Source organism: Sphingomonas flavalba (assembly GCF_047553045.1).
Classification (GTDB): domain Bacteria; phylum Pseudomonadota; class Alphaproteobacteria; order Sphingomonadales; family Sphingomonadaceae; genus Sphingomonas_L; species Sphingomonas_L flavalba_A.
On the sequence record NZ_CP180208.1, the window covers coordinates 1025394 to 1048673 of the forward strand.

The 23280-nt window shown below is 67.8% G+C and carries 23 protein-coding genes; 11 read left to right on the forward strand and 12 right to left on the reverse strand.

Going from position 1 to position 23280, the window contains the following annotated elements; all coding sequences use genetic code 11:
- Positions 1-23 precede the first annotated feature (23 nt).
- Genes ACMT1E_RS04745 through ACMT1E_RS04755 form a run of 3 tightly spaced genes read right to left on the reverse strand, consistent with a single transcriptional unit; the run spans position 24 to position 3386 of the window.
- Complete coding sequence (locus ACMT1E_RS04745) at positions 24-878, reverse strand: copper resistance protein NlpE N-terminal domain-containing protein (RefSeq protein ID WP_414902542.1); 855 nt, start codon at positions 876-878, stop codon at positions 24-26.
- Entirely contained in the window at positions 859-2523 is a 1665-nt protein-coding gene (locus tag ACMT1E_RS04750) for an amidohydrolase (protein WP_414902543.1), read from the reverse strand. The genes ACMT1E_RS04745 and ACMT1E_RS04750 overlap by 20 nt, the downstream gene beginning before the upstream one ends.
- Positions 2520-3386: an NAD(P)-dependent oxidoreductase gene (locus ACMT1E_RS04755; protein WP_414902544.1), complete on the reverse strand. Its 867-nt coding sequence runs from the start codon at positions 3384-3386 to the stop codon at positions 2520-2522. Before ACMT1E_RS04755 ends, ACMT1E_RS04750 begins: the two co-directional genes overlap by 4 nt.
- Positions 3387-3440: 54 nt before the next feature.
- Between ACMT1E_RS04755 and ACMT1E_RS04760 the strand changes: the two genes are divergently transcribed.
- The 4 genes from ACMT1E_RS04760 (at position 3441) to ACMT1E_RS04775 (ending at position 9215) form a co-directional block, all read left to right on the forward strand.
- The gene (locus ACMT1E_RS04760) at positions 3441-4682 is read left to right on the forward strand and encodes a threonine ammonia-lyase (protein ID WP_414902545.1); all 1242 of its coding nucleotides are present in this window, start codon (positions 3441-3443) and stop codon (positions 4680-4682) included.
- Positions 4683-4803: 121 nt separating this feature from the next.
- A complete protein-coding gene (locus ACMT1E_RS04765) occupies positions 4804-5547 on the forward strand; it encodes an arginyltransferase (protein WP_414902546.1) in 744 nt (247 codons plus the stop codon).
- A gap of 72 nt (positions 5548-5619) precedes the next feature.
- Positions 5620-7941 carry a glycosyltransferase family 4 protein gene (locus ACMT1E_RS04770; protein WP_414902547.1) on the forward strand — a complete coding sequence of 774 codons (2322 nt, stop codon included), beginning with the start codon at positions 5620-5622 and terminating at the stop codon, positions 7939-7941.
- Positions 7941-9215: a glycoside hydrolase family 130 protein gene (locus ACMT1E_RS04775; protein ID WP_414902548.1), complete on the forward strand. Its 1275-nt coding sequence runs from the start codon at positions 7941-7943 to the stop codon at positions 9213-9215. Before ACMT1E_RS04770 ends, ACMT1E_RS04775 begins: the two co-directional genes overlap by 1 nt.
- A gap of 4 nt (positions 9216-9219) precedes the next feature.
- Here the strand turns inward: ACMT1E_RS04775 and mltG are convergent, their stop codons facing one another.
- The 5 genes from mltG to fabD all read right to left on the reverse strand — a co-directional run bounded on the left by mltG (position 9220) and on the right by fabD (position 13617).
- Positions 9220-10182: an endolytic transglycosylase MltG gene (mltG, locus tag ACMT1E_RS04780; RefSeq protein WP_414902549.1), complete on the reverse strand. Its 963-nt coding sequence runs from the start codon at positions 10180-10182 to the stop codon at positions 9220-9222.
- 16 nt (positions 10183-10198) lie between these two features.
- Positions 10199-11458 carry a beta-ketoacyl-ACP synthase II gene (gene fabF, locus ACMT1E_RS04785; protein ID WP_414902550.1) on the reverse strand — a complete coding sequence of 420 codons (1260 nt, stop codon included), beginning with the start codon at positions 11456-11458 and terminating at the stop codon, positions 10199-10201.
- 124 nt (positions 11459-11582) lie between these two features.
- Positions 11583-11819 (reverse strand): acyl carrier protein, encoded by a 237-nt coding sequence (locus ACMT1E_RS04790; RefSeq protein WP_136162638.1) that lies wholly within the window; start codon positions 11817-11819, stop codon positions 11583-11585.
- A 94-nt stretch (positions 11820-11913) separates the two neighbouring features.
- Entirely contained in the window at positions 11914-12654 is a 741-nt protein-coding gene (gene fabG, locus ACMT1E_RS04795) for a 3-oxoacyl-[acyl-carrier-protein] reductase (protein WP_414902551.1), read from the reverse strand.
- 24 nt (positions 12655-12678) lie between these two features.
- A complete protein-coding gene (fabD, locus tag ACMT1E_RS04800) occupies positions 12679-13617 on the reverse strand; it encodes an ACP S-malonyltransferase (protein ID WP_414902552.1) in 939 nt (312 codons plus the stop codon).
- 124 nt (positions 13618-13741) lie between these two features.
- Here fabD and ACMT1E_RS04805 point away from each other — a divergent pair, with 124 nt between their 5' ends.
- The 6 genes from ACMT1E_RS04805 to cysN all read left to right on the forward strand — a co-directional run bounded on the left by ACMT1E_RS04805 (position 13742) and on the right by cysN (position 18938).
- On the forward strand, positions 13742-14524 hold the full coding sequence (locus tag ACMT1E_RS04805; protein ID WP_414902553.1) for an acid phosphatase: 783 nt from the start codon (positions 13742-13744) through the stop codon (positions 14522-14524).
- A 184-nt stretch (positions 14525-14708) separates the two neighbouring features.
- Complete coding sequence (gene rpsF, locus ACMT1E_RS04810; protein WP_136162642.1) at positions 14709-15101, forward strand: 30S ribosomal protein S6; 393 nt, start codon at positions 14709-14711, stop codon at positions 15099-15101.
- 14 nt (positions 15102-15115) lie between these two features.
- A complete protein-coding gene (rpsR, locus tag ACMT1E_RS04815) occupies positions 15116-15340 on the forward strand; it encodes a 30S ribosomal protein S18 (protein WP_010125005.1) in 225 nt (74 codons plus the stop codon).
- Between the two features lie 12 nt (positions 15341-15352).
- Positions 15353-15973, forward strand: a complete 621-nt coding sequence (gene rplI / locus ACMT1E_RS04820; RefSeq protein ID WP_414902554.1) for a 50S ribosomal protein L9 — start codon at positions 15353-15355, stop codon at positions 15971-15973.
- A gap of 149 nt (positions 15974-16122) precedes the next feature.
- Positions 16123-17022: a sulfate adenylyltransferase subunit CysD gene (cysD, locus tag ACMT1E_RS04825; protein ID WP_414902555.1), complete on the forward strand. Its 900-nt coding sequence runs from the start codon at positions 16123-16125 to the stop codon at positions 17020-17022.
- Positions 17022-18938 carry a sulfate adenylyltransferase subunit CysN gene (gene cysN / locus ACMT1E_RS04830; RefSeq protein ID WP_414902556.1) on the forward strand — a complete coding sequence of 639 codons (1917 nt, stop codon included), beginning with the start codon at positions 17022-17024 and terminating at the stop codon, positions 18936-18938. The genes cysD and cysN overlap by 1 nt, the downstream gene beginning before the upstream one ends.
- A 40-nt stretch (positions 18939-18978) precedes the next feature.
- Here the strand turns inward: cysN and ACMT1E_RS04835 are convergent, their stop codons facing one another.
- Genes ACMT1E_RS04835 through ACMT1E_RS04850 form a run of 4 tightly spaced genes read right to left on the reverse strand, consistent with a single transcriptional unit; the run spans position 18979 to position 22448 of the window.
- Complete coding sequence (locus ACMT1E_RS04835) at positions 18979-19575, reverse strand: ABC-type transport auxiliary lipoprotein family protein (protein ID WP_414902557.1); 597 nt, start codon at positions 19573-19575, stop codon at positions 18979-18981.
- On the reverse strand, positions 19572-20522 hold the full coding sequence (locus ACMT1E_RS04840; protein ID WP_414902558.1) for an MlaD family protein: 951 nt from the start codon (positions 20520-20522) through the stop codon (positions 19572-19574). Before ACMT1E_RS04840 ends, ACMT1E_RS04835 begins: the two co-directional genes overlap by 4 nt.
- Before the next feature lie 7 nt (positions 20523-20529).
- The gene (locus ACMT1E_RS04845) at positions 20530-21342 is read right to left on the reverse strand and encodes an ABC transporter ATP-binding protein (protein WP_414902559.1); all 813 of its coding nucleotides are present in this window, start codon (positions 21340-21342) and stop codon (positions 20530-20532) included.
- The gene (locus ACMT1E_RS04850; protein WP_414902560.1) at positions 21339-22448 is read right to left on the reverse strand and encodes an MlaE family lipid ABC transporter permease subunit; all 1110 of its coding nucleotides are present in this window, start codon (positions 22446-22448) and stop codon (positions 21339-21341) included. The genes ACMT1E_RS04845 and ACMT1E_RS04850 overlap by 4 nt, the downstream gene beginning before the upstream one ends.
- A 113-nt stretch (positions 22449-22561) precedes the next feature.
- Here ACMT1E_RS04850 and ACMT1E_RS04855 point away from each other — a divergent pair, with 113 nt between their 5' ends.
- Entirely contained in the window at positions 22562-23233 is a 672-nt protein-coding gene (locus tag ACMT1E_RS04855) for an HAD family hydrolase (protein ID WP_414902561.1), read from the forward strand.
- Positions 23234-23280 lie beyond the last annotated feature (47 nt).

A 23280-nucleotide genomic window follows, 5' to 3' on the forward strand; every position in this document is an offset into this window, starting at 1 on the left:
GCCGGTGGGGGCGGGGTGGCCCTCTATGGCTGGCGGGACAGCGGGTAGCCGCGTAGCGGCTCGCTGGGCTTGTTGTCGCCGGTTCGGAATGCCCATTCGTCGGCGCCGATCTGTTCGATGTAGAGCACCTGCGCGTCGGCGGCGTCGGGTTGAAGGCGCAGAACGCGCCCGGTAGCGTCGGTCACCGTCGCCAGCCCGTCCGTCGTCGACGAGCCGCCGCCACGATAGGCCTGGGTCAGCCGGTAGCGGCCGGGGCCCGGCTCTGCCGCGAAGGTCAGGGTGACGTCGACCGCCTCGCAGTCGGGGCAAGGGGTGCTGCCGGCGAAGGTCGCGCCGGTTGGCACGGGCGCCTGCGGCCCGCGGCAGGCGTCGAGCACCCGGCGGATCGCGTGGCCGCCCGGCGCCTCGACCGCGTCGCCGCCGGCGGAGACGGTGACGCGCGCACCGGGCGCCGCGATCCGGTCGAGCAGCGGATCGCCGAGCGGGATGCGTGCTTCTGCCCGCCCGTCGGCGTTGCGCCCGGCATAGGTCTGTCCGCCGCCGCCGCTGTCGATGCGAATGGCGTTGCCCGGCCCCGGCCGCAGGATGACGAGCGTGCCGCCGCGCGCGTCGCAGCGGACGGCGAGCGCGATATCTTTGTCGGACGCGCCATAGAGCGCGGCGGCGCTGGTGCCGTCTATTCGCGTCGTCCACGCCATTGGCGCCGCTGTTGGTTCGGCCGCGTTGCCATAGTCGATCTCGACGACGGCATTGCCGCCGATCGTCTTGACCGCGCCGGCCCGCGCCTCCGGTGCGTCCCTGGGTTCGCTGTCGCAGCCGGCGAGCAGGGCGAGCGGGACGGCGGCAAGTGCCGCCAGCCTATTTGCGGACAAAGACACGCTGTCCTCCGATCCAGGTTTCGTCGACGCGCATCGCCCGCAGCTTCGCCGGCGGCAGGTCGAGCGGATTGGCGTCGAGCAGCAGGAAGTCGGCGCGCTTGCCCGGTTCCAGGCTGCCAAGGCGATCGTCGGCGAAACCGGCATAGGCGGCCTCGGTGGTGAAGCCGGCGAGCGCCGTTTCGCGGCTGACCCGTTCCAGCGGTTGCCAGCCGCCCATCGGTTCTCCGTTCGCGTCCTCGCGGGTGATCGCCACTGCCAGCGCGGGGAACGGGTTGGCCGATTCCACGGGCGTGTCCGATCCGAAGGCGAGGTGCGCCCCGGTTTTGCGGATAGACGCCCAGGCATAAGCGCCGGAGAGCCGTGCCGGGCCAAGCCGCGCTTCCGCCATCAGCCGGTCGGAAGTCTGGTGGACAGGCTGCATTGACGCGATGATGCCGTGGCGGCCGAAACGGGCGATGTCTGCGGGGTCCGCGATCTGGGCATGTTCGATCCGCCAGCGCCGGTCGCCCTTGTAGGTTTCGGACAGTTCGTCGATCGCGTCGAGCAACTGGGCGTTGGCGGCGTCACCGATCGCGTGAACGGCGACCTGGAAATGATCCATCGCCGCCCGGCTCATCAGGTTGCGCAGTCGCACATCGTCGAGGAAGCCGAGACCGCGTTCGTTGGCGGCATCGGCATAGGGCTGTTTCAGCCAGGCGCCGCGCGAACCGAGCGCGCCGTCCGAGTAGAGCTTCACCCCGACCATCCGCAGCCGGTCGTCGTAAAGCCATGGTGTCGGTTCCGGCCCGGCGATGGTCTGCATCGCGTCGATGCCGTGGGCGTAGGAGATGATCCTGATTTTCAGCCGCCCGGCGTCGCCGGCGCGGCGATAGGTCATCCAGTCGTCGAGGGTGGTGCCCATGTCGGCGATGCCGGTGACGCCGAAACCGAGCAGAATCTCCTGCGCCCGGACCAGCGCGAGATCGCGGTCGCGCGGGTTGGGCGGCGGGACCACCTTGTCGATCAGCGCGCGCGCCGCGTCGACGAATACGCCGGAGGGCGCGGCGCCGGTCTTTTCAATGCGGCCGCCGGCGGGCGACGCGGTTTTGGCGGTGATGCCGGCGGCTTTCATCGCCGCGCTGTTCGCCCAGCCGGCATGGCCGTCGACCCGCGCGAGCCAGACTGGCCTGTCGGCGACGACCGCGTCGATGTCGGCAGCGGTCGGGAAGCGGCCGAGACCCCATTTCTCCTGATTCCAGCCGGTGCCGAGAATCCATGGCCGGGCGGGGTTGGCGGCGGCATAGGCGGCGATCCGGGCCTGCGCCTCGTCGAGCGAGCGGGTATCGGACAGGTCGAGCGTCAGCGCGCTGAACCCCAGCTCCATGACATGGCCGTGGGCGTCGATCAGGCCGGGGATCAGCGCCTTGCCCTTGGCGTCAAGGCGGAAATCAGGCTTTTCCGGCCGCTTATCATAACGGTTGAGCAGCTTTGCTACCTTGCCGTCGGTGGTGATGAGCAGGCCGTTGAAGCGGATCAGCTTGCCGTCGCCGGTTAACGTCATGCCGTCGACATTGTCGATCAGCCCGTCGGCCAGCGCCGGGGCGGCAAGCGTCGCCAGCGCCAGCAGCAGCGCCGCCTTCACCCCCGTTTTTGCGCTGCGCCTCACTGGTCGAGCCGCCGGACGATGGCGCTGGTATCCTGCCGCCCGCCGCCCATTTTCTGTACCTCCGCATAGAACTGATCGACCAGCGCGGCGACGGGGAGGGCGGCGCCGTTGGCCCGTGCCTCTTCCAACGCGAGGCCCAGGTCCTTGCGCATCCAGTCGATCGCGAAACCGAAGTCGAAGCGGTCTTCGGCCATGGTTCCCCAGCGGTTGACCATCTGCCAGCTTGACGCGGCGCCCCCGGAAACCGCCTCGAACACCTTGTCGAGCGCGAGGTTGGACGCTTGCGCAAAGCGCAGGGCCTCTGCCAGCCCCTGGATTGTCCCTGCGATGGCGATCTGGTTGACCATCTTCGTGGTCTGGCCGGCGCCGGCGGGGCCGACATGGACGAACCGGGCGGCGTAGGCGGCGATCAGCGGGCGGGCGGCGGCGAGCGCGGCGTCGCTGCCGCCGCACATCACCGACAGTGCGCCCTTTTCGGCGCCGGCCTGCCCGCCGGACACCGGCGCGTCGACGCAGAGCAGGCCCCGTGCCGCGCCTTCCGTCGCCAGCCGCCGGGCGATGGCGGCGGAAACGGTGGTATGATCGACGAACAGCGCGCCGGCCCGCATCGCGCCGAATGCGCCGTCCGGCCCAAGCGTCACCGCGGCTAGATCGTCGTCATTGCCGACGCAGGTGAAGACTGCCGCCGCCCCTTCCGCCGCCGTCGCCGGGGTCGGCGCCATACGGCCGCCATAGCGGGCGATCCATGCCGCCGCTTTTTCGGTCGTGCGGTTGTAGACGGTGACGGAATGGCCGGCGGCGGCCAGATGCCCGGCCATGGGCGCGCCCATGACGCCAAGGCCGATGAATGCGATGTCGGTCATGAAAGGCGATTAACCCGTGTTTCCCCGGAGCGCCAGATGCGCTACGCGCGCGCCATGGCTACTGCATTAGAAACCCGCGAAACCCTTCCCGTGACCATCGACGACGTGCGTGGTGCGGCGGAGCGGATTATGGGCGCGGTGGTCCGTACCCCGACATTGCGCAGCCAGACCCTGTCGCAGCTGACCGGCGCCGAAGTGTGGGTCAAGTTCGAAAACCACCAGTTTACCGCCGCCTACAAGGAACGCGGCGCACTCAACACACTGTTGCAGATGCCGGTGGAGCGGCGCGCGCAGGGCGTCATTGCCGCATCGGCCGGCAACCACGCGCAGGGTCTTGCCTATCATGGCAGCCGGCTGGGCATTCCGGTGACCATCGTCATGCCGCGGCCGACTCCGACGGTGAAGGTCACCCAGACCGAGGGGCATGGCGCGACCGTCATCCTTCACGGCGAGACATTCGACGCGGCCAACGCCCATGCCAGCGAGCTGGAGGTGGAGCGCGGCCTGACTTTCGTGCCGCCGTTCGACCACCCGCATATCATTGCCGGGCAGGGGACCGTGGCGCTGGAGATGATGGCGGATGCGCCGGACCTCGACACGCTGATCATCCCGATCGGCGGCGGCGGCCTGTTTTCCGGCATGGGCACGGCGGCGCGCGGGCTGAACCCCGCGATCAGCCTGATCGGTGTGCAGGCGGAGCTTTATCCGTCGATGTACGCGCGGGTGAAGCAGGTCGACCTGCCGTGCGAGGGCGATACGCTGGCCGAGGGGATTGCCGTCAAGCAGCCGGGGGCGCTGACATCGCGCTTTGTCGAGCAACTGGCCGACGACATCGTGCTGGTCGGCGAGCGCCATCTGGAAAAGGCGGTGGCGTTGCTGCTCCAGATCGAGAAGACGGTGGTGGAGGGGGCCGGGGCCGCCGGGCTGGCGGCGCTGCTCGCCTATCCCGACCGCTTTGCCGGTCGCAAGATCGGCATCGTGCTGTGCGGCGGCAATATCGATACCCGGCTGCTGGCCAACGTGCTGTTGCGTGACCTTGCCCGGTCCGGCCGGCTGGCGCGGCTGCGGGTGCGGTTGCAGGACCGGCCCGGCGCGCTGTTCCACGTCGCCCGCATCTTCGACGAACAGCAGGTCAACATCATCGAAATCTATCACCAGCGGGTGTTCACCACCCTGCCGGCGAAGGGGCTGATCACCGACATCGAATGCGAGACGCGCGACCGGGCGCATCTGGGGCGGTTGATGGCGGCGCTGGGCGCCGCCGGTTACGAGGTGAGCCAGGTCGAGCTGGCGTGAGCGGCGGACGCCGGTTCTTAACCGTCTTTGATGGTAAACCGGCTTTTCAACTTTACGGGTGATAAGGCATAGCGCAGCCAGATAGAGCGCGCAGCACATTGCCCAGGGGTCGATACGTCCGGTGACCGCACCGTTCCGCTTTCCACGGTTCTTCGTAACCAGTCCGGCGCCGTGCCCGTATCTGCCGGGGCGTAACGAGCGCAAGGTGTTCACCGAACTGAGCGGCCCGCACGCGGCCGAGATGAACGACGCACTGAGCCGCATCGGTTTCCGTCGCAGCCAGGGTGTCGCCTATCGACCGAGCTGCGTCGACTGCCAGGCCTGCGTGTCGGTAAGGGTCGTCGTCGAAGAATTCCGGCCGAATGCGTCCCAGCGCAAACTGCTGCGCCGCGACGCCGACCTTGAGGTGACCGCCTGCCGCCCCTGGTCGACCGAGGAGCAGTTCGCCCTGCTTCGCCGTTACCTGACCGCGCGCCACCCCGGTGGCGGCATGGCGGGGATGGACGAGGCGGATTACGCCGACATGGTCGAGCAGACGCCGGTCGATTCCTATGTGATGGAGTATCGCGCGCCGGGGGCGGACGGGAAGCCGGGCCGGCTGGTCGGCGCCTGCCTGACCGACTACCAGGCTGACGGGCTGTCGATGGTCTACAGCTTCTTCGAGCCGGATGACGCCGATTACCCCGGCCTCGGCAACCTGATCATCATGGACCATATCTTTCGCGCCCGCCGCGCCGGGCTACCCTATGTCTACCTTGGCTACTGGGTCGCCGGGGCGCGGCAGATGCGGTACAAGACGCGGTTCCAGCCGATCGAGCGGCTTGGCCCGGCCGGCTGGGAGCGTTTCACCCCGCCGCAGGACTGAGCGGGCGGCGGAACTTTCCGCCTGATCCGGCACTTACCCCTGCGGGGGGTCTGTGATCTGGGATCGGACCCTATGAAGATGGATTGGACCCACGACCAGCCGGTTGTGGTCGTGCAGCGCGCGATTGCGCGTGTCGCGCTCATCGGCAATTTCCCGCCGCGCCAGTGCGGGATCGCGACGTTTACCGAAGGGGTATACGCCGCGCTGACCACGGCATTCCCGGATTGTGCGGTGGATGTGGTGGCGATGGTCGATCCGGGTGCGGCCCATGCCTTTCCTGCCGCCGTTGGCATGACGATCGCCCAGGACGACCCCGATGCCTATCGCCGCGCCGCGACGTTGCTGAACGCGCGCGGGCCGGACGTCGTCTGCGTCCAGCATGAATTCGGCATCTATGGCGGTCCGGCCGGCGCCTGGCTGATCGACCTGCTCGACCGGCTGGACGCGCCGGTCGTCACCACCCTTCATACCGTGCTGACCGATCCGAACCCGGACCAGCGGCGGGTGATGATGGCGCTGGCCCGCCGATCCGCCCGGCTGGTGGTGATGGCGGAGCGCGGGCTGGCGATCCTGCGCGACGTCTACGACATTCCGATCCACAAGATCATGGTCGTGCCGCACGGCGTGCCCGACATGCCGCTGAGCCCGCCCGATGCGTTCAAGGCCGAGTTCGGGCTGGAGGGCAGGGAGGTGCTGTTTACCTTCGGCCTGCTGTCGCCCAACAAGGGCATCGAGCAGATGATCGAGGCGATGCCGCGCATCGCCGCCGCGCGCCCGGCCGTCACCTATGTCGTGCTGGGCGCGACCCACCCGCACCTCGTTGCCCGCGAGGGCGAGGCGTATCGTGAGCGGCTGGCCGCGCTGGCCGCGGCGCGGGGCGTCGGCGACCGGGTGGTGCTGATCAACCGCTATGCCGACGACGCGGCGCTGTTGCGCCACCTGGCGGCCGCCGACATCTATGTGACGCCGTACCTGAACATCGCGCAGATCACGTCCGGCACGCTCAGCTACGCCGTGGCGCTGGGCAAGCCGGTGGTATCGACGCCCTACTGGCACGCGGAGGAGCTGCTCGGCGACGGTTGCGGCGTGCTGGTGCCGGTGGGCGATGCCGACGCGCTGGCCGACGCGGCGATCACGCTGCTGTCCGACGACGCGCGGCGCGCCGCGATCGGCCGCCGCGCCTATGCCGCCGGGCGGACGATGCTGTGGAGCCGCTTTGCCCAGCGCTACATGCGGATTTTCCGGATGGTCGCGCGCAAGCGGGACGCGCTGGTCAAGCTGCGGCACGTGCCCGCGCCGGAACTGCCCCGCCCGGCGCTGGGCGGGCTGCTGCGGCTGACCGACGATTGCGGCATCGCCCAGCATGGCATCTTCGCGCTGCCCGACCGCAACCACGGCTATTGCCTGGATGACAATGCCCGCGCGCTGATGGCGGTTGCCGACCTGTGCGCGCTGCCGGGGCCGGACGAGCGGCTGCCGACGCTGGCGCGCACCTACGCGGCCTTCGTCCATCATGCGTGGGATGACGGTGCCGGCACCTACCGCAATTTCATGGGCTACGACCGGCGCTGGCTGGAGGCGGAAGGGTCTGAGGATTCGATCTGCCGCGGCTTCTGGGCGGTAGCGACGGCGGCGGAGGCGCGGTTGCCGTCCGACATAAAGCTGTGGGCGAAATGGCAGGCGCAGCGCGCGCTGCCGCGCGTCGCCCGGCTTACGCCGCTGCGGTCGCGGGCCTTTGCCCTGCTTGGCCTGAGCGCGATGATCGCCGGCGGCTGCGCCGATCCGGCCGTGCTTTCGCTGGCCCGCGCGCAAGCCGACGCGCTGGCGGGCCTGCTGCCGGGCGAAGGCGCGCAATGGCGGTGGTTCGAGGACTGCCTGAGCTATGACAACGCCCGGCTGCCCGAGGCGCTGATCCGCGCCGGGCTGGCGCTGGGGACGCCTGGCCATGTCGAGGCGGGGCTGGGCGCGCTCCGCTGGCTGTGCGGGGTCCAGACCGGGCGCGACGGCGTGTTCCGCCCGGTCGGGTCGGAGGGTTTCGGCCGCAAGCGGGCGATGCCGTTGCCGTTCGACCAGCAGCCGATCGAGGCTTCGGCGACGATCGACGCCTGCACCGCGGCGTTCGCGGCCAGCGGCGCCTGGCATTGGGTGATGGAGGCGCGGCGGGCTTATGCCTGGTTCCTGGGCGCCAACGACCACGGCGCGGCGGTGGCGATCCCGCCGGACGGCGATTGCCACGACGGGCTGACCCCGGATGGCGTCAACCTGAACCAGGGCGCGGAATCGGTGATCGCCTTTGTCCGCGCGACCTGCGCGATGCACGGCCTCCGCCACGTCGAGCGGCCGGCGGAGCCAGCCAACGCCAATGAGGAAAGAGAGCGGCTGGGGGTCGCCTGATGCCAAGACTGCGGCACCTGCCGCTGCGTTTGCAGCCGGACGCGGCCCGCGTCGTCATCCGCCCGTTTCACGTCGCGGTCGAGCCGCGCGGCCTGAACCCGTCGCAGCGCGGCCGGGCGCGGCGGATCGTCGACAGCGTGCTGGCGATGGATGCGCGGAGTTGCCTGGCCGAACTGGGGCTGGTCTACCAGGATTTCGGCGACCGGCACCGCGACATTACCGAGATATTCGAGCGGCGATACCGCCAGATGGCGGCGGAACTGGACATGCCGATGGCATTGCATGCGCCGTGCCGGGCGCTGATCGGTGCCTATTTCTGTCACGAATATTCCTATGCCGCCGCCGCGCTGATGAACCCGAGCATCGTGCCCCACCCCAACCAGTCCGGGCTGGCGGAGGGGACGATGCGATTCGTGCTGTCGCTGCGCGCGGTGGGGGAGGGGCATATATCCTCTGTCGAGTTCCGCGAGGGCGTTGTCGACGCCGACGGCAATTTCGAACTGCTGCCGCTGCCGCTGGTTGCGATGGCGGTGGAGGGGCAGGTGGAGCAGGATGTGGCGATGCTGATGCGGGAACGCCGGACCGCCTTGTCGGGCACGGTGCTGTTCCCGGTGACCGCCGCCCAGCGCAACGGGCTGGAGGATCTGCGGCTGGTCCGCTTTGTCGAGGATGACGGGCAGGTGATCTATTACGGCACCTATACCGCCTATTCCGGCACGGCGATCGCTTCTGAACTGTTGACCACGGCCGATTTCAACATGTTGTCGTTGCGTCCGCTGGACGGCGACGCGGCGCGCAACAAGGGCATGGCGCTGTTCCCGCGCCGGATTGACGGGCGCTATGCGATGATCGGCCGGCAGGACGGCGAAAGCCTGTACTTCCTCCAGTCCGACGACCTGCTGCGCTGGGACGGTGGCGACTGGTTCGCCGGGCCGCTGCACCCGTGGGAACTGGTCCAGATCGGCAATTGCGGGTCGCCGATCGAGCTGGACGAAGGCTGGCTGCTGCTGACCCACGGCGTCGGCCCGGTCCGCAAATATGCGATCGGCGCGATGCTGCTGGCCAAGGACGACCCGCGCAAGGTGCTGGGGCGCAGCGCGGTGCCGATCCTGTCACCCGCCGACGACGACCGCGAGGGGTATGTGCCCAATGTCGTCTATACCTGCGGGGCGATGGCGCTGGGGCGGCGGTTGTTCCTGCCCTACGGCATCGCCGATTCGATGGTCGGCTTTTGCTGGCTCGACATCGACGACCTGCTCGCCGAGCTGGTCTGAGCGGTTACATCTCGCCGCGGGCGCGGCGCAGTGCGTACCATTTGCGGACATTCGCCTCGTGCTGGGCAAGGGTGTCGGCGAAGACATGGCCGCCGCTGCCGTCGGCGACGAAGAAGAGCGCCGAGGTCGGTTCCGGGTCGAGCACCGCCGCGATCGAGGCGCGGCCGGGGTTGGCGATCGGCCCTTTCGGCAAGCCTGGTTCGGCGTATGTGTTGTAACCGTTCTTCGCCGCCAGTTCCGAGCGCAGGATGCGCCGACCGAGCGGGCGGCCGAGGGTCACCGGGTAGATGACCGTCGGGTCGGCCTGCAGCGGCATGCCGCGTTTCAGCCGGTTGGTGTAGACGCCGGCGACCATCCGCCGTTCCGACGGCTTGCCGGTTTCCTTTTCGACGATCGAGGCGAGGATGACGGCTTCTTCCGGCGTTGCCACGGCGATGCCGGGTTTGCGTGTGGCCCATAATTCCTTCAGCGACCGGTCCATCGCCGCCTGCATCCGCTTCATGACCGCAGCGCGGGGCTCACCGCGCTGGAAGGCGTAGCTGTCGGGCAGGATCGAGCCTTCCGCCGGAATTTCGACCGCGCCGGTCAGCAGTGTCTGGTCGCGCAACCGTTCAGCGACAAGGATCGACGGCATGCCTTCGGGGATGGTGATCAACCGCAGCACCGGCTTGCCGTGCTGAAGGATGTCGAGCGCGCCGGCGCCGCTGACCCCGGCGGGGAAGGCGAAATCGCCGGCCTGAATCGGGTCATTGGAGCCGAGCAGCCGTGCCATCCGGTAGAAGCCGTCGGCGGAGCGGATGACGCCGGCCTTTTCCAGCGCGGCGGCGGCGGTGCGAAGCCGCGCGCCCTCGACAACTGTCACCTCCGCCGGTGTGACGGACGGACCGGGGCCGAGCCAGCCGCGCCAGACGATGCCGCCGCCCGCCAGCAACGCCAGCAGGCCGGCGATCAGGATCAGGCGGCGCATGGCACCCGGATGATCGCTAGAGCGCCTTCAGCACCAGGCTGGCATTGGTGCCGCCGAAGCCGAAGCTGTTGTTGAGGATTGCCTTGACCGGCCGCTGCTTGGCGACGTGCGGCACCAGATCGACGCCGGCGACGCCCTCGCTTGGATTGTCGAGGTTCAGCGTCGGCGGGACGATCTGATCGCGCATCGCCAGGATGCAGAAGATCGTTTCGACCGCGCCGGCGCCGCCGAGCAGATGGCCGATCGCCGATTTGGTCGACGACATCGACAGGCCGCCGATCGCATCGCCGAACAGGCGGCGGACCGCGCCCAGTTCCAGCTCGTCGCCGAGCGGGGTCGAGGTGCCGTGGGCGTTGATATAGTCGATGTCGGACAGGGCGAGGCCGGACTTGCGCATCGCCATTTCCATCGACCGGTAGGCGCCGGAACCCTCCGGGTGCGGAGCGGTGACGTGATAGGCGTCGCCCGACAGACCGTAGCCGATCACCTCCGCATAGATCTTCGCGCCGCGCGCCTTGGCCCGCTCATATTCCTCAAGCACGACGACGCCGGCGCCTTCGCCCATGACGAAGCCGTCGCGGTCGCGGTCATAAGGGCGGCTGCCCTTTTCGGGCGTGTCGTTGAAGGCGGTGGACAGGGCGCGCGCCTGGGCGAAGCCGGCGATGCCGATCGGGCAGATCGCCCCTTCCGCGCCGCCGGCGAGCATGACGTCGGCATCGTCGAGCGCGATCATCCGCGCTGCGTCGCCGATCGAGTGGGCGCCGGTCGAGCAGGCGGTGACGACCGCGTGATTCGGCCCCATCAGCCCGTATTTGATGCTGACCTGACCGGAGATCAGGTTGATCAGCCGGCCGTGGACGAAGTGGGGCGAGACACGGCGCGGCCCTTTTTCGGCGAGGACGAGCGATTCGCTCTCTATCCCTGGCAGGCCGCCGATACCGGCACCGATCGAGCAGCCGGCGCGCAGGCGGTCCGCCTCCGCCATGTCGGTCAGCCCGGCATCTTCGATCGCCTGCCCGGCGGCGTCGATGCCATAGATGATGAACGGATCAACCTGCCGCTGGACCTTGTGGTCGACTCGCAGATTCGGGTCGAATCCATAAGGGTGGTCGGCGGGCTTCACCTCGCAGGCGATGCGGCAGGCATAGTCGCTGGCATCGAAACGAGTGATGGTGCCCGCGCCTGATTTCGACGCGAGGATGTTCTTCCACGCGGTCTCGACATCGGCGCCGAGCGGCGTGACGAGACCAAGTCCAGTGACGACGACACGACGCATGGCTGGCACTCTCTCCAGTTTGACCTAAAGCGAAACGGCTCCCCGGCCCTGTGTTGTCCCGGGTCGGGGAGCCGTTTCTCGCGGGTTTCAGCGCGATCCGCGCGGTCGGCGGATGCCGCCGCGCTTAGCCCTTGTTGCTGTCGATATAGTTGATCGCGTCCTTGACGGTCGCGATCTTTTCGGCGGCGTCATCGGGAATCTCGACCCCGAATTCCTCCTCGAACGCCATCACCAGTTCGACGATGTCGAGGCTGTCCGCACCCAGATCGTCGATGAAGCTTGCGTCCTCGGTGACCTTGTCCGCTTCGACGCCGAGATGCTCGACGACGATCTTCTTCACCCGGTCGGCGGTCTCGCTCATGGGAAGTCCTTCTGCTTGAAATGTCGTTGTCGACCTAGTGCCGGGTCAGGACGCTGGCAAGCCCCGCTGCGTTCATCCGGCATTCACCGGCGGGTCAAAGCATTGCCATGCCGCCATTAACATGGATGGTTTGGCCTGTCACATAGGCCGCTTCGCGGCTGGAAAGATAGGTGACGGCGGCGGCGACATCCTGTCCTTCGCCGAGTCTCCCCGCCGGAATCCGGCCGAGCAGCGCCTGTTTCTGCGCGTCCGGCAGCACGTCGGTCATCGCCGAATGGATGAAGCCGGGCGCCACGCAGTTCACGGTGATTCCCCGGCTCGCCAGTTCCTGTGCCAGCGCCTTGGTCATCGCGGTCAACCCGCCCTTGGAGGCGGCATAGTTGGCCTGACCGGGGTTGCCGGTCGCGCCGACGACGGAGGTGATCGAGATGATTCGGCCGAAACGCGCCTTCATCATCGGGCGCGCGGCGGCGCGGGCGAGGCGAAAGGCCGCTTCGAGATTGACGCGGATCACCTGATCCCATTCCTCGTCCTTCATCCGCATGATCAGATTGTCGCGGGTGACTCCGGCGTTGTTGACCAGAATGTCGAGCGTGCCGCCCAGCGCCTCTGTCGCGCGCGGCACCAGTCCATCTACGGCGGCGCCGTCCGACAGGTTGCACGGCAAAACCACCGGATCGCCGCCAATGCCCGCGGCGACGGTGTTCAGCGCCTCCTCACGGGTGCCGGACAGGGCGACGCGGGCGCCCTGGGCAGCGAGGGCGGTGGCGATCGCCGAGCCAATGCCGCCCGATGCGCCGGTGACCAGCGCGGTCATGCCTGAAAGATCGAACATGCTTATTCCTTTCCTCCGCGTCGCTTACAGCGTCTTCGCCAGCGCTTCGATGTCGTCCATGGTGATGATGCTGGTGGTTTCGACCTCGCCTGTCGCGCTGCGCTTCACCATCGGGCCGAGCACCTTGCCGCCGAATTCGACGAAATGCTCGACCCCGGCCACTGCCATCGCCTGCACCGATTCGCGCCAGCGGACCAGCCCGGTCACCTGTTCGACCAGCAGCGCGCGGATCGCGTCGGCGTCGGCAACCGGCGCGGCGGTGACATTGGCGTAGAGCGGCACGAGCGGGGCACGCAGTGCGACATCGGCCAGCGCCGTCGCCATCGCGTCCGCCGCCGGCTGCATCAGCGGGCAATGGAACGGCGCGGAAACCGGCAGCAGGATGGCGCGTTTCGCGCCCATCTCCTTCGCCAGCGGCACCGCCCGCTCGACCGCGGCCTTATGGCCGGAAATCACCACCTGCGACGGATCGTTGTCGTTGGCGACGCAGCAGACTTCCCCTTCCGCCGCCGCATCGGCGATCGCCTGCGCCTTGTCGAGATCGGCGCCGAGCAGCGCGGCCATCCCGCCGACGCCGACCGGCACCGCCGCCTGCATCGCCTGGCCGCGCAGGCGTAGCAGGCGGGCGGTCGTCGCCAGATCAAGCGCACCGGCGGCGCACAGCGCGCTGTATTCGCCGAGCGAATGGCCGGCGACGAAATCCGTCTTGTCGGCGAGGCGGATGCCGCCTTCCTCCTCCAGCACCCGCAGGGTGGCGATGGCGTTGGCCATGATCGCCGGCTGGGCGTTTTCGGTCAGGGTCAGGGCATCCTCCGGCCCCTCCGTCATCAGCCGGAACAGATTCTGGCCGAGGGCGTCGTCGACCTCCTGGAACACGGCGCGGGCGGCGGCGCTGGCATCGGCAAGGGCCTTGCCCATGCCGACCGCCTGGCTGCCCTGACCCGGAAAGATGAAAGCACGCATTGAAATTCCTCTGGCTTGGAGTCACTCCGGGTAGAAAGCGGCGCCCGGACTGACAAGGCCGGACTGATGGGGCTGACCGGGAAGCGGGGGCGGCGAGGCGCGGCAAACAGGCAGGGAGGCAGCGATGAAACGACCGGTTGCGACGATTCTGGTGCTTGGCGCGATGGTGCTGCCCGGTGCGGCGGTGGTCGGGCAGGTGGCGCGGGCCGGTTATCTGCCGTCCGGCGCTTTCGACATATTGGCGGTGCTGCCGCCGGCGCCGACAGAGGGCGATGCGCGCTACGATGCCGATCGCCGCATCTTCAAACAGACCCGTGCCCTGCTCGATACGCCGCGCGGGGCGCTTGCCACCAACGACGTCGATTACACGCCACCGGCGATGCTGCGCGATTTCAGTTGCGCGGTCGGCGTTACGCTGACCCCGGACAACGCGCCCAAAACGCTGGCGCTGATTGGCAAGGCCGGGGTCGATACTTCCACCCAGGCCGGTATCGCCAAGAACCACAACAAGCGGCAGCGGCCTTATCTGATCGATGAAGGGCGGACCTGCCAGAACCCGGAGGAGTTGAAACACAGTTTCGACTACCCGTCCGGCCACACGACCTGGGGCTGGACCTGGGCGACGATCCTCGCACAACTGGCGCCCGACCGGGCGACGCCGATCATGGCGCGCGGTCGCGCCTACGGCGAAAGCCGGATCATTTGCGGCGTCCACAATGCGAGCGCGGTCGAGGCGGGGCGGGTGACGTCCGCCGCGACGCTGACCGCGGTGGCGACGCAGCCGGCCTTTCAGGCGGATCTGGCCGCCGCGCGAGCAGAAATGGACGCGCTGCGTGCCGACCCGGCGACACCGCGCCCTACCGGGTGTGAGGAAGAGGCAAAGCTGGTCGCGCAATTCGTGCGGTAACACAGGGCGCCAACGATGGCTGGCGCCCGATCTTTCCCTTGCATTCGCGAGCGGTTTCGGCCATTGGCGCCGGGTCCGGGCGGGAGGCGCTGCTTTCCCGCCCCGATTGTTTTGAACGACAGCCGGAGGGGCGCCCGTGATGGTCACGGCGTCAGCGATCGGCCAAGATAGGGAATATGCGAGCATGGCTCTTTACGAGCATGTGTTTCTCGCGCGGCAGGACCTGGCCCAGGCCCAGGTCGACGCGCTGGCGGAAGCCGCCACCAAGATCGTCGAGGATAATGCCGGCAAGGTGCTGAAGGTCGAGACGTGGGGCCTGCGCGGCCTTGCCTATCGCATCGCCCGCAACCGCAAGGCGCATTACGTGATGCTCGACATCGACGCCCCCGCCGGCGTTGTCGCCGAGCTGGAGCGGCAGACCGCGATCAACGAGGACGTCATCCGTTACATGACGATCCGCGTCGACGCGCATGAGGCAGGCCCGTCGGTGATGATGCGCAAGAGCGACCGCGACAGCCGCCGCGGCGACCGTGGCGACCGGGGCGATCGCCCCCGCCGTGACCGCGACGACGCCTGAGGGAGTAGAGACACATGGCACGCCCGTTTTTCCGCCGTCGCAAGAGCTGCCCCTTCTCCGCGAAGGACGCGCCCAGAATCGACTATAAGGATGTCCGTCTGCTTCAGGGCTTCGTGTCCGAGCGCGGCAAGATCGTTCCGTCCCGCATCACCGCGGTGTCGGCCAAGAAGCAGCGCGAGCTCGCCAAGGCGATCAAGCGCGCCCGGCATATCGGGCTTCTCCCCTACATCGTGAAATAAGGAGGGCCGGAGATGGAAGTCATTCTGCTCGAGCGCGTCGACAAGCTTGGCGCGATTGGCGATGTCGTCAACGTCAAGGCCGGTTTCGCGCGCAACTATCTGTTGCCGCGCAAGAAGGCGCTGCGCGCCAACGAAGCCAACCGCAAGGTTTTTGAAGCCAATCGTACCCAGATCGAGGCCGATAACGCCGCGCGGCGGACCACCGCCGAGGCCGATTCGAAGCATGTGGACGGCGCGTCGGTGACGCTGATCCGTCAGGCGTCGAACACCGGCCAGCTCTACGGTTCGGTTTCGGTGCGCGACATTGCCGAGGCGCTGGTCGCCGACGGCAAGAAGATCGCCAAGAACCAGATCGTCCTCGACCGCCCGATCAAGGCGATCGGCGTGACCACGGTCCGCGTCGTCCTCCACCCGGAAGTGGCGGTGTCGGTTCAGGTCAACGTCGCCCGCTCGCCGGAAGAGGCGGACCTGCAGGCGCAGGGCGTCGACGTGATGGCCGAGATGTTCGAAAAGGATCAGAGCGGTTTCACCGAAGCCTTTGATCCGAATGCCGAACCGGGCACGATCGCCGGCGAACCGGAGGCCGCGGCCGAAGGCGCCGAACCGGAAGGCGAGGCGGCAACCGACGCCTGATCGACCGATCGTTCCGGATGAAAATGGCCGCGCGGTCCCCAGTGGACCGCGCGGCTTTTTCATGGCGGCGTGCCTCGGCGCTTGCCTGTTTGTCACGGGTTCAGAAAAACTTGCTCTCCAGCCGGCGCCGGGGCGTGTAGCGGGGGGATATGAGCCTGACCCATCTTGAGCGGCTGGAAGCCGAATCGATCCATATCCTGCGCGAGGTGGCGGCGGAGGCCGAACGCCCGGTGATGCTCTACAGCATCGGCAAGGATTCGGCGGTGATGCTGCATCTGGCGCGCAAGGCGTTTTTCCCCGGCCCGCCGCCGTTCCCGCTGCTGCACGTCGACACGACCTGGAAATTCCGGGCGATGTACGCGCTGCGCGACAAGGCAGCGGCCGAGGCGGGGATGGAGTTGATCGTCCACCGCAACCCGGAGGCGGAGGCGCGGGGCATCAACCCATTTGACCACGGACCGCTTCATACGGACATGTGGAAAACGGAAGGGCTGAAGCAGGCGCTGGACAAGCACGGTTTCGACATCGCCTTCGGCGGCGCGCGGCGTGACGAGGAGAAAAGCCGGGCGAAGGAGCGGATCTTCTCGTTCCGCACGGCAAACCACCGCTGGGATCCGAAAGCGCAGCGACCGGAGCTATGGAACCTCTACAACGCGCGCAAGGCCAAGGGCGAGAGCATCCGGGTATTCCCGATCTCCAACTGGACCGAGCTGGACATCTGGCAATATATCCACCGCGAAGGGATCGAGATCGTCCCCCTCTATTTCGCCGCGCCGCGCCCGACGGTGGTACGCGACGGGTTGATCCTGATGGTCGACGATGACCGGTTCCGCTTCGAACCGGGGGAGGCGCCGGTTGAGCGATCGATCCGCTTCCGCACCCTCGGTTGCTATCCGCTGACCGGCGCGGTCGAGAGCGAGGCGGCGACGCTGCCCGCCGTCATCCAGGAAATGCTGCTGGCGACGACCAGCGAACGACAGGGGCGGGCGATCGACCGCGACGCCGGCGACGCGAGCATGGAGAAAAAGAAGCAGGAGGGCTATTTCTGATGGCCGCGCAGCAGGACAGCCCCTACGCGCCCGACGCGCTGATTGCCGCGGACATCGACGCCTATCTGGAGGCGCACCGCAACAAGACGCTGCTGCGCTTCATCACCTGCGGCAGCGTGGACGATGGCAAGTCGACGCTGATCGGCCGGCTGCTCTACGACAGCAAGCAGATCTTCGAGGATCAGCTTTCGGCGCTGGAGGCGGACAGCAAGCGGGTCGGCACGCAGGGGCAGGCAATCGATTTCGCGCTGCTCGTCGACGGGCTGGCGGCGGAGCGCGAGCAGGGCATCACCATCGACGTCGCCTACCGCTTCTTCGCGACGCCGAAGCGCAAATTCATCGTCGCTGATACGCCGGGGCACGAACAATATACGCGTAATATGGTGACGGGCGCCTCCACCGCCGACCTGGCGGTGATCCTGATCGATGCGCGCAAGGGCGTGCTGACCCAGACGCGGCGGCACAGCTATCTGGCCCAGTTGATCGGTATCCGGTCCGTCGTGCTGGCGGTCAACAAGATGGATCTGGTCGGTTATGACCGGGCGGTGTTCGACGCGATCGTCGCCGATTACCGCGCCTTTGCCGCCGGGATCGGTATCGCCGATTTTGTCGCGATCCCGATTTCGGGGCTGGCCGGCGACAATATCGCGGCCCGTTCAGCGGCGACGCCCTGGTATGACGGGCCAACGCTGGTCGACCATCTGGAGACTGTGCCGGTCGATGCCGAGGCTGACCGCGCCGGGCCGCTCCGACTGCCGGTGCAATGGGTCAGCCGGCCGAACCTGGACTTTCGCGGCTTCGCCGGGCTGATCGCCGGCGGCACCGTCAAGCCCGGCGACGCGGTGCGGGTGTTGCCGTCCGGCCGGACATCGACGGTGGCGCGGATCGTCACGCTGGATGGTGACCTGCCGGAAGCGGGCGCAGGCCAGTCCGTGACACTGACGCTGGCTGACGAGATCGACTGTTCACGCGGCGACGTGATCGCTGCCGCCGCCGCGCCGCCGGAGGTGGCCGACCAGTTCGAGGCGACGATCGTCTGGATGGCCGACGATGCGCTGCTGCCCGGCCGGCCTTACTGGCTGAAGCTGGGGACTCAGACGGTGACCGCCACCGTCCAGCCGCCCAAATACCAGATCAACGTCAACACGCTGGAGCATCTGGCGGCAAAGACGCTGGAGCTGAACGCGATCGGTGTCGCCAATCTGTCGACCGACCGGCCGATCGTATTCGCGCCCTACAGGGACAGCCGGGCGCTGGGCGGTTTCATCCTGATCGACAAGCTGACCAACGCCACGGTCGCGGCCGGCATGCTGCATTTCGCGCTGAGGCGTAGTCAGAACGTCCATTGGCAGGCGATCGACGTCACCCGCGAACGGCGCGCCGCGCTGAAGAACCAGAAGGCAAGCGTGCTGTGGCTGACGGGGCTGAGCGGCGCCGGCAAGTCGACGATCGCCAATCTTGTCGATCGCAAGCTGACGCGGATGAACCGCCATGCCTTTTTGCTGGACGGCGACAATGTCCGCCACGGGCTCAACCGCGATCTGGGCTTCACCGATGCCGACCGGATCGAGAATATCCGCCGGGTCGGCGAGGTCGCCAAGCTGATGACCGACGCCGGGCTGATCGTCATCACCGCGTTCATCAGCCCGTTCCGTGCTGAGCGGCAGATGGTGCGCGACATGATGGCGCCGGGCAGCTTCATTGAAGTGCACGTCGATACGCCGCTGGCCGAAGCGGAAAAGCGCGACGTGAAGGGCCTCTACGCCAAGGCGCGCAGCGGCCAGCTTAAGAACTTCACCGGCATCGATTCGCCCTATGAGCCGCCGGAGGCGCCGGACATCCGCATCGACACGACCGGGATGAGCGCCGAAGCGGCGGCCGACCTGATTGTCGATTATCTGCTGGCCCACGAATAGGGCGCACGCGGCGCTACGCGTCGCGCAATGACGAAGCGGTCTATTGTGCCGGGGTGGCGCCGGTGATCCAGTCAGACGCCTCGGCGGCGACCTGGTTCGCCGCCTGATTGAGAGCGGCGCTGACCGAGCGCGCCTCGATCGCGGCAACCGGCGCGCGCGCTTCGAAGCGGCGGGTTTCGACGCTGTCGTCGCGGGCGATGCTGGCTTCGTAGCGGACAATTACGGTTCGGCTGCCCTCGTCGACGTCGAAACGGCTGAGCTCGCCCGAAACGCGGATGCCGGGATCGAGCGCGAACTGGCGCGGGCTGAGCACGCTGCGGCCACTACGCGCCTCGATCGTGTCGGACAGCAGGCGCTGGAACAGCCGGTTCGGTGCCTCCACCCATTGCGCGTCCTTGACGAAGGCGATGGCGGTGGCGCCGGACTGGACCGGGATGCGCCCGGTCGCCAGCGCCTGCGGCAGGGCCGGGGTGAGGATGGTGATCGTCTCGCCCGATTTCGCGGTCAGGGTGCGGCCGGCCTCCGGGCTGGCGCTGGCGGTCAGCGTCAGCAATTCCTTTGGCGGCTCGCTGCCCAGGCTGATGCAGCCGGCGAGCGGAAGGCTGAGGAGCAGCAGGGCGGGGAGCGAAGGTTTCATTTCTTTGGTCCCTTGTAATCGGGGAGCTTGCGGCTGCCGACCAGCGAACCGGCACCGCCGTGATTGACCCGTTCGGCGACCGCGTTCAGCGATTCCGCCATTTCGCGCAGGTCGCGGATCAGCAGCCCCGCCTCCGGGATCGTCTGGTTGGAGAAGGCGCGAACGCCGGGCTGCGCCTGCTTGATCGTCGTGTCGAGCGTTTCCATGCTTTGCCCGGCGGCCTTTACCGTGCGGCGCAGTTCGGCGAGCAGCGGCTTCGCATCGTTGGCGATCAGCGCGTTGGAGGTGCCAGCCAGCTTGCCGATCTCCTCTGCCGCGTCACCCGCCTGCTGGATGGCGATGCGGGTCTGGGCGAGGGTGGCGGCGATTTCCGGCCCGCGATCGGCCAGCGCGTCGGACAGCCGCTCGACATTGGCGAGGATGCCGGCGATCGACGCCTGATTCTTGTCGCCGAGCAGTTCGGTCAGCCGCTCGGTCAGCGTCGTCAGCCGTTCCAGCAGCTTCGGCGCGCTGTTTAGCAATTCGCCGAGTGCGCCCGGCTTGGTCGGGATGACCGGGACGCCGCCGGGGCCGAGGTCGGTGATCGGCGGCGCGCCCTTGATCGCGCCGTCGAGCTGGATCTGCGAGACACCGGTGAAGCCGACCCCTTCGATCGTCGCGGTCGTGCCCTGCAGGATCGGCGTTTCCTCCTTCACCGATATGCGGACGCGGACGAATTGCGGGTCATTGCGCCATAGCGCGATTTCCTTGACCTGGCCGGACGGCACCCCGGAAAACGTGACCGATGAACCCTTGGCGATGCCGTCGACCGCCTGCTTGAAGAACACGTCATATTCCTTTTCCGACCCGCCGGAGACGCGGGCAAGCCAGACGGTGAAGACGAGCAGCGCGGCAAGCAATGCCAGCACCGCGACGCCGACGAGAACATGGTTCGAACGGGTTTCCATCAGCGCCTCATGTCCTGTCCGTCGTCGCCGGCCGGGCGGACTTCATCGCCGTCCGCCCGCGCGGGCCGTTGAAATATTCCTGTATCCACGGATGGTCCAATGCGAGCAGCTCGTCGATCGTTCCAACCGCGATCACCTTGCGGTCGGCAAGCACCGCCACACGGTCACACAGCGCGTAGAGCGTATCGAGGTCGTGGGTGATGAGAAAGACGGTCAGCCCCATCGTCTGCTGCAATTCGCGGGTCAACGTGTCGAAATTGGCGGCGCTGATCGGGTCCAGCCCGGCGGTCGGCTCGTCGAGGAACACCAGGTCCGGGTCGAGCGCCAGCGCCCGCGCCAGCGCGGCCCGCTTGGTCATGCCGCCGGACAGTTCCGCCGGGTATTTCGGGCCGGCATCGGCGGGCAGGCCGGCCATCACCACCTTGTAGGCGGCGATCTCGTCGAGCAGCGGCGGGCGGATATCCGGATAATATTCGCGCAACGGCACCTGGATGTTTTCGGCCACGGTCAGGGTGGAAAACAGCGCGCCGCCCTGAAACAGAATGCCCCAGCGTTTGCGGATGTCGAGCGCATCGGTCACGTCACGGCCGACCATCGATTCGCCGAACACTTCCACCGATCCCTCGACCGGGGTTTGCAGGCCGATGATCGCGCGCATCAGTACCGACTTGCCGGTACCGGAGCCGCCGACGACGCCGAGAACCTCGCCACGGCGGACGTCGAGGTCGAGCGCCTCGTGGACGACCTGTTCGCCGAACGCCGTCTTCAGGCCGCGGACGCGGATGACGACGTCCGCGTCGTCGGGAAGAACCGGGCTCATGTCCAGCCGACCCAGGTGAAGAACACGGCGAAGAAGGCGTCGAGGACGATGACGAGGAAGATCGCCTGAACGACGGCGGCGGTGGTGCGGAGACCGACCTCCTCCGCGTCCGCTTTGACCTGCATGCCCTGGTAGCAGCCGGACAGCGCGATGATGAAGCCGAACACCGGCGCCTTGATCAGCCCGACATAGAGGTCGGTAATCGGCGTCACCTCGCGGATGCGCTGGATGAAGGTGACGGGCGGAATGTCGAGCGCCGCCCAGCATAATATGCCGCCGCCGATCATCGCGACGATAGACGCGTAGAAACCGAGCAGCGGCATCATCACCACCGAAGCAAGGGTGCGCGGCAGAACCAGCGCCTCCATCGGCGACACGCCGATCGTCCGCATCGCGTCGATTTCCTCGGTCAGCTTCATCGTGCCGAGCTGGGCGGCGAAGGCGGAGCCGGAACGGCCGGCGATCATGATCGCGGTCATCAGCACGCCCAGTTCGCGCAGCGTCAGCCGCCCGACCAGATTGATCGTGTAGATCTCCGCCCCGAACTGGCGGAGCTGGACGGCGCCCTGCTGGGCGATGACGATACCGATCAGAAAGCTCATCAGTCCGATGATGCCGAGGGCGGAGACGCCGACGACCTCGAAGCGCTGGATCACCGCGTTGATGCGGAAGCGGGACGGATGCGCCATGACATGGCCGATCGAGACGACCAGCGCCCCGAAGAAGCCGAGCAGGCCCAGCATCGTCCGCCCGGCGGTGGCGGTGGCGGCGCCGATCTCGTTCAAAACCTTGAACAGCGTCGGCGTCCGGTCCGGGCGCATGCGAACCGGCTGGTCCGCGCGGTCGACCTGCCCGATCAGCTTGCTCGCCTGATCGTTCGCGCCGGTGATCGTCGCGGCATGGTCGGCGGCCAGCCGGTGGATGACCCAGGCGCCGATCGTGTCCATGCGTTCGACCTGCGACAGGTCCAGCCGGGCCAGCGGGCCGGGCACCTGGCGGATGCGTTCGGGCAGGTCGCCGAGCGCCGCCACGGTCAGCGAGCCGGTGAAACGCAGTGTGCGCTCCCCGTTCTGCTGGTCCTCCGTGAAGTCGGCGGTGGCAGCCATAAGGTTGCTCCTGCGGCATATTCGCTGGATCGGCAAGCGAACAAAAGGTTAGAAACGGCTTGACCCCGCCGGGCCGTGGACGCGCCCCGCACATAAACCACCGAGAGCCGTTGATGATCCGCCTCGCCATTTACGACATGGACAAGACACTGACGCGGCGGGCGACGTTCAACCCGTTCCTGTCCCATGCGGTGCGACGGCTGGCGCCGTGGCGGGTGGTGTTCCTGCCCGTCGTCGGCGCGGCGCTCGCCGCCTATGCGCTGAAGCGGATCGACCGGGGGCGGCTGAAGGAACTGAGCCAGCGCTGGCTGCTTGGACCGCATATCGCGCCGACGAAACTGGCGCCGCTCGCCGACGGTTTCGCCGAACAGACGCTGGCGACCAACATCTACCCGCAGGCGCTGGAACGGCTCGCCGCCGACCGGGCCGACGGCTATCGCCTTGTCCTCGCCACCGCGTCCAACCGCCATTACGTCGAGGCGATCGCCCGTCGGCTCGGCTTCGACGCGGTGATCGCCACCGACAGCATGATCGGCCTCGATTCCAGGGTCAGCGCAATGATCGACGGCGAAAATTGCTACGGACCGGCCAAGCTGCGGATGATCCAGGCGTGGATGGCCGGGCAGGGCATCGCCCGCGACGAAGCGACGATCCGGTTCTATTCCGACCATGCGTCGGATGAGCCGGCGCTGGCCTGGGCCGACGAGGCATTCGCGGTCAACGCCCATGACCGGCTGCGCCGCCTGGCCGCCGCGCGCGGCTGGCGGCGGATCGACTGGCGCTGAGCGATGGAAGACGATATTGGTCTTGCCAAAGAGGTAAGGCCACGCCC

Bases quoted from the DNA above. Each gene is read 5' to 3' on its own strand.
- ACMT1E_RS04755 (WP_414902544.1), bottom strand. From the start codon at position 3,386: ATGACCGACATCGCATTCATCGGCCTTGGCGTCATGGGCGCGCCCATG.
- ACMT1E_RS04760 (WP_414902545.1), top strand. From the start codon at position 3,441: ATGGCTACTGCATTAGAAACCCGCGAAACCCTTCCCGTGACCATCGAC.
- ACMT1E_RS04770 (WP_414902547.1), top strand. From the start codon at position 5,620: ATGAAGATGGATTGGACCCACGACCAGCCGGTTGTGGTCGTGCAGCGC.
- ACMT1E_RS04775 (WP_414902548.1), top strand. From the start codon at position 7,941: ATGCCAAGACTGCGGCACCTGCCGCTGCGTTTGCAGCCGGACGCGGCC.
- mltG (WP_414902549.1), bottom strand. From the start codon at position 10,182: ATGCGCCGCCTGATCCTGATCGCCGGCCTGCTGGCGTTGCTGGCGGGC.
- fabF (WP_414902550.1), bottom strand. From the start codon at position 11,458: ATGCGTCGTGTCGTCGTCACTGGACTTGGTCTCGTCACGCCGCTCGGC.
- ACMT1E_RS04790 (WP_136162638.1), bottom strand. From the start codon at position 11,819: ATGAGCGAGACCGCCGACCGGGTGAAGAAGATCGTCGTCGAGCATCTC.
- fabG (WP_414902551.1), bottom strand. From the start codon at position 12,654: ATGTTCGATCTTTCAGGCATGACCGCGCTGGTCACCGGCGCATCGGGC.
- fabD (WP_414902552.1), bottom strand. From the start codon at position 13,617: ATGCGTGCTTTCATCTTTCCGGGTCAGGGCAGCCAGGCGGTCGGCATG.
- ACMT1E_RS04805 (WP_414902553.1), top strand. From the start codon at position 13,742: ATGAAACGACCGGTTGCGACGATTCTGGTGCTTGGCGCGATGGTGCTG.
- rpsF (WP_136162642.1), top strand. From the start codon at position 14,709: ATGGCTCTTTACGAGCATGTGTTTCTCGCGCGGCAGGACCTGGCCCAG.
- rpsR (WP_010125005.1), top strand. From the start codon at position 15,116: ATGGCACGCCCGTTTTTCCGCCGTCGCAAGAGCTGCCCCTTCTCCGCG.
- rplI (WP_414902554.1), top strand. From the start codon at position 15,353: ATGGAAGTCATTCTGCTCGAGCGCGTCGACAAGCTTGGCGCGATTGGC.
- cysD (WP_414902555.1), top strand. From the start codon at position 16,123: ATGAGCCTGACCCATCTTGAGCGGCTGGAAGCCGAATCGATCCATATC.
- cysN (WP_414902556.1), top strand. From the start codon at position 17,022: ATGGCCGCGCAGCAGGACAGCCCCTACGCGCCCGACGCGCTGATTGCC.
- ACMT1E_RS04835 (WP_414902557.1), bottom strand. From the start codon at position 19,575: ATGAAACCTTCGCTCCCCGCCCTGCTGCTCCTCAGCCTTCCGCTCGCC.
- ACMT1E_RS04840 (WP_414902558.1), bottom strand. From the start codon at position 20,522: ATGGAAACCCGTTCGAACCATGTTCTCGTCGGCGTCGCGGTGCTGGCA.
- ACMT1E_RS04845 (WP_414902559.1), bottom strand. From the start codon at position 21,342: ATGAGCCCGGTTCTTCCCGACGACGCGGACGTCGTCATCCGCGTCCGC.
- ACMT1E_RS04850 (WP_414902560.1), bottom strand. From the start codon at position 22,448: ATGGCTGCCACCGCCGACTTCACGGAGGACCAGCAGAACGGGGAGCGC.
- ACMT1E_RS04855 (WP_414902561.1), top strand. From the start codon at position 22,562: ATGATCCGCCTCGCCATTTACGACATGGACAAGACACTGACGCGGCGG.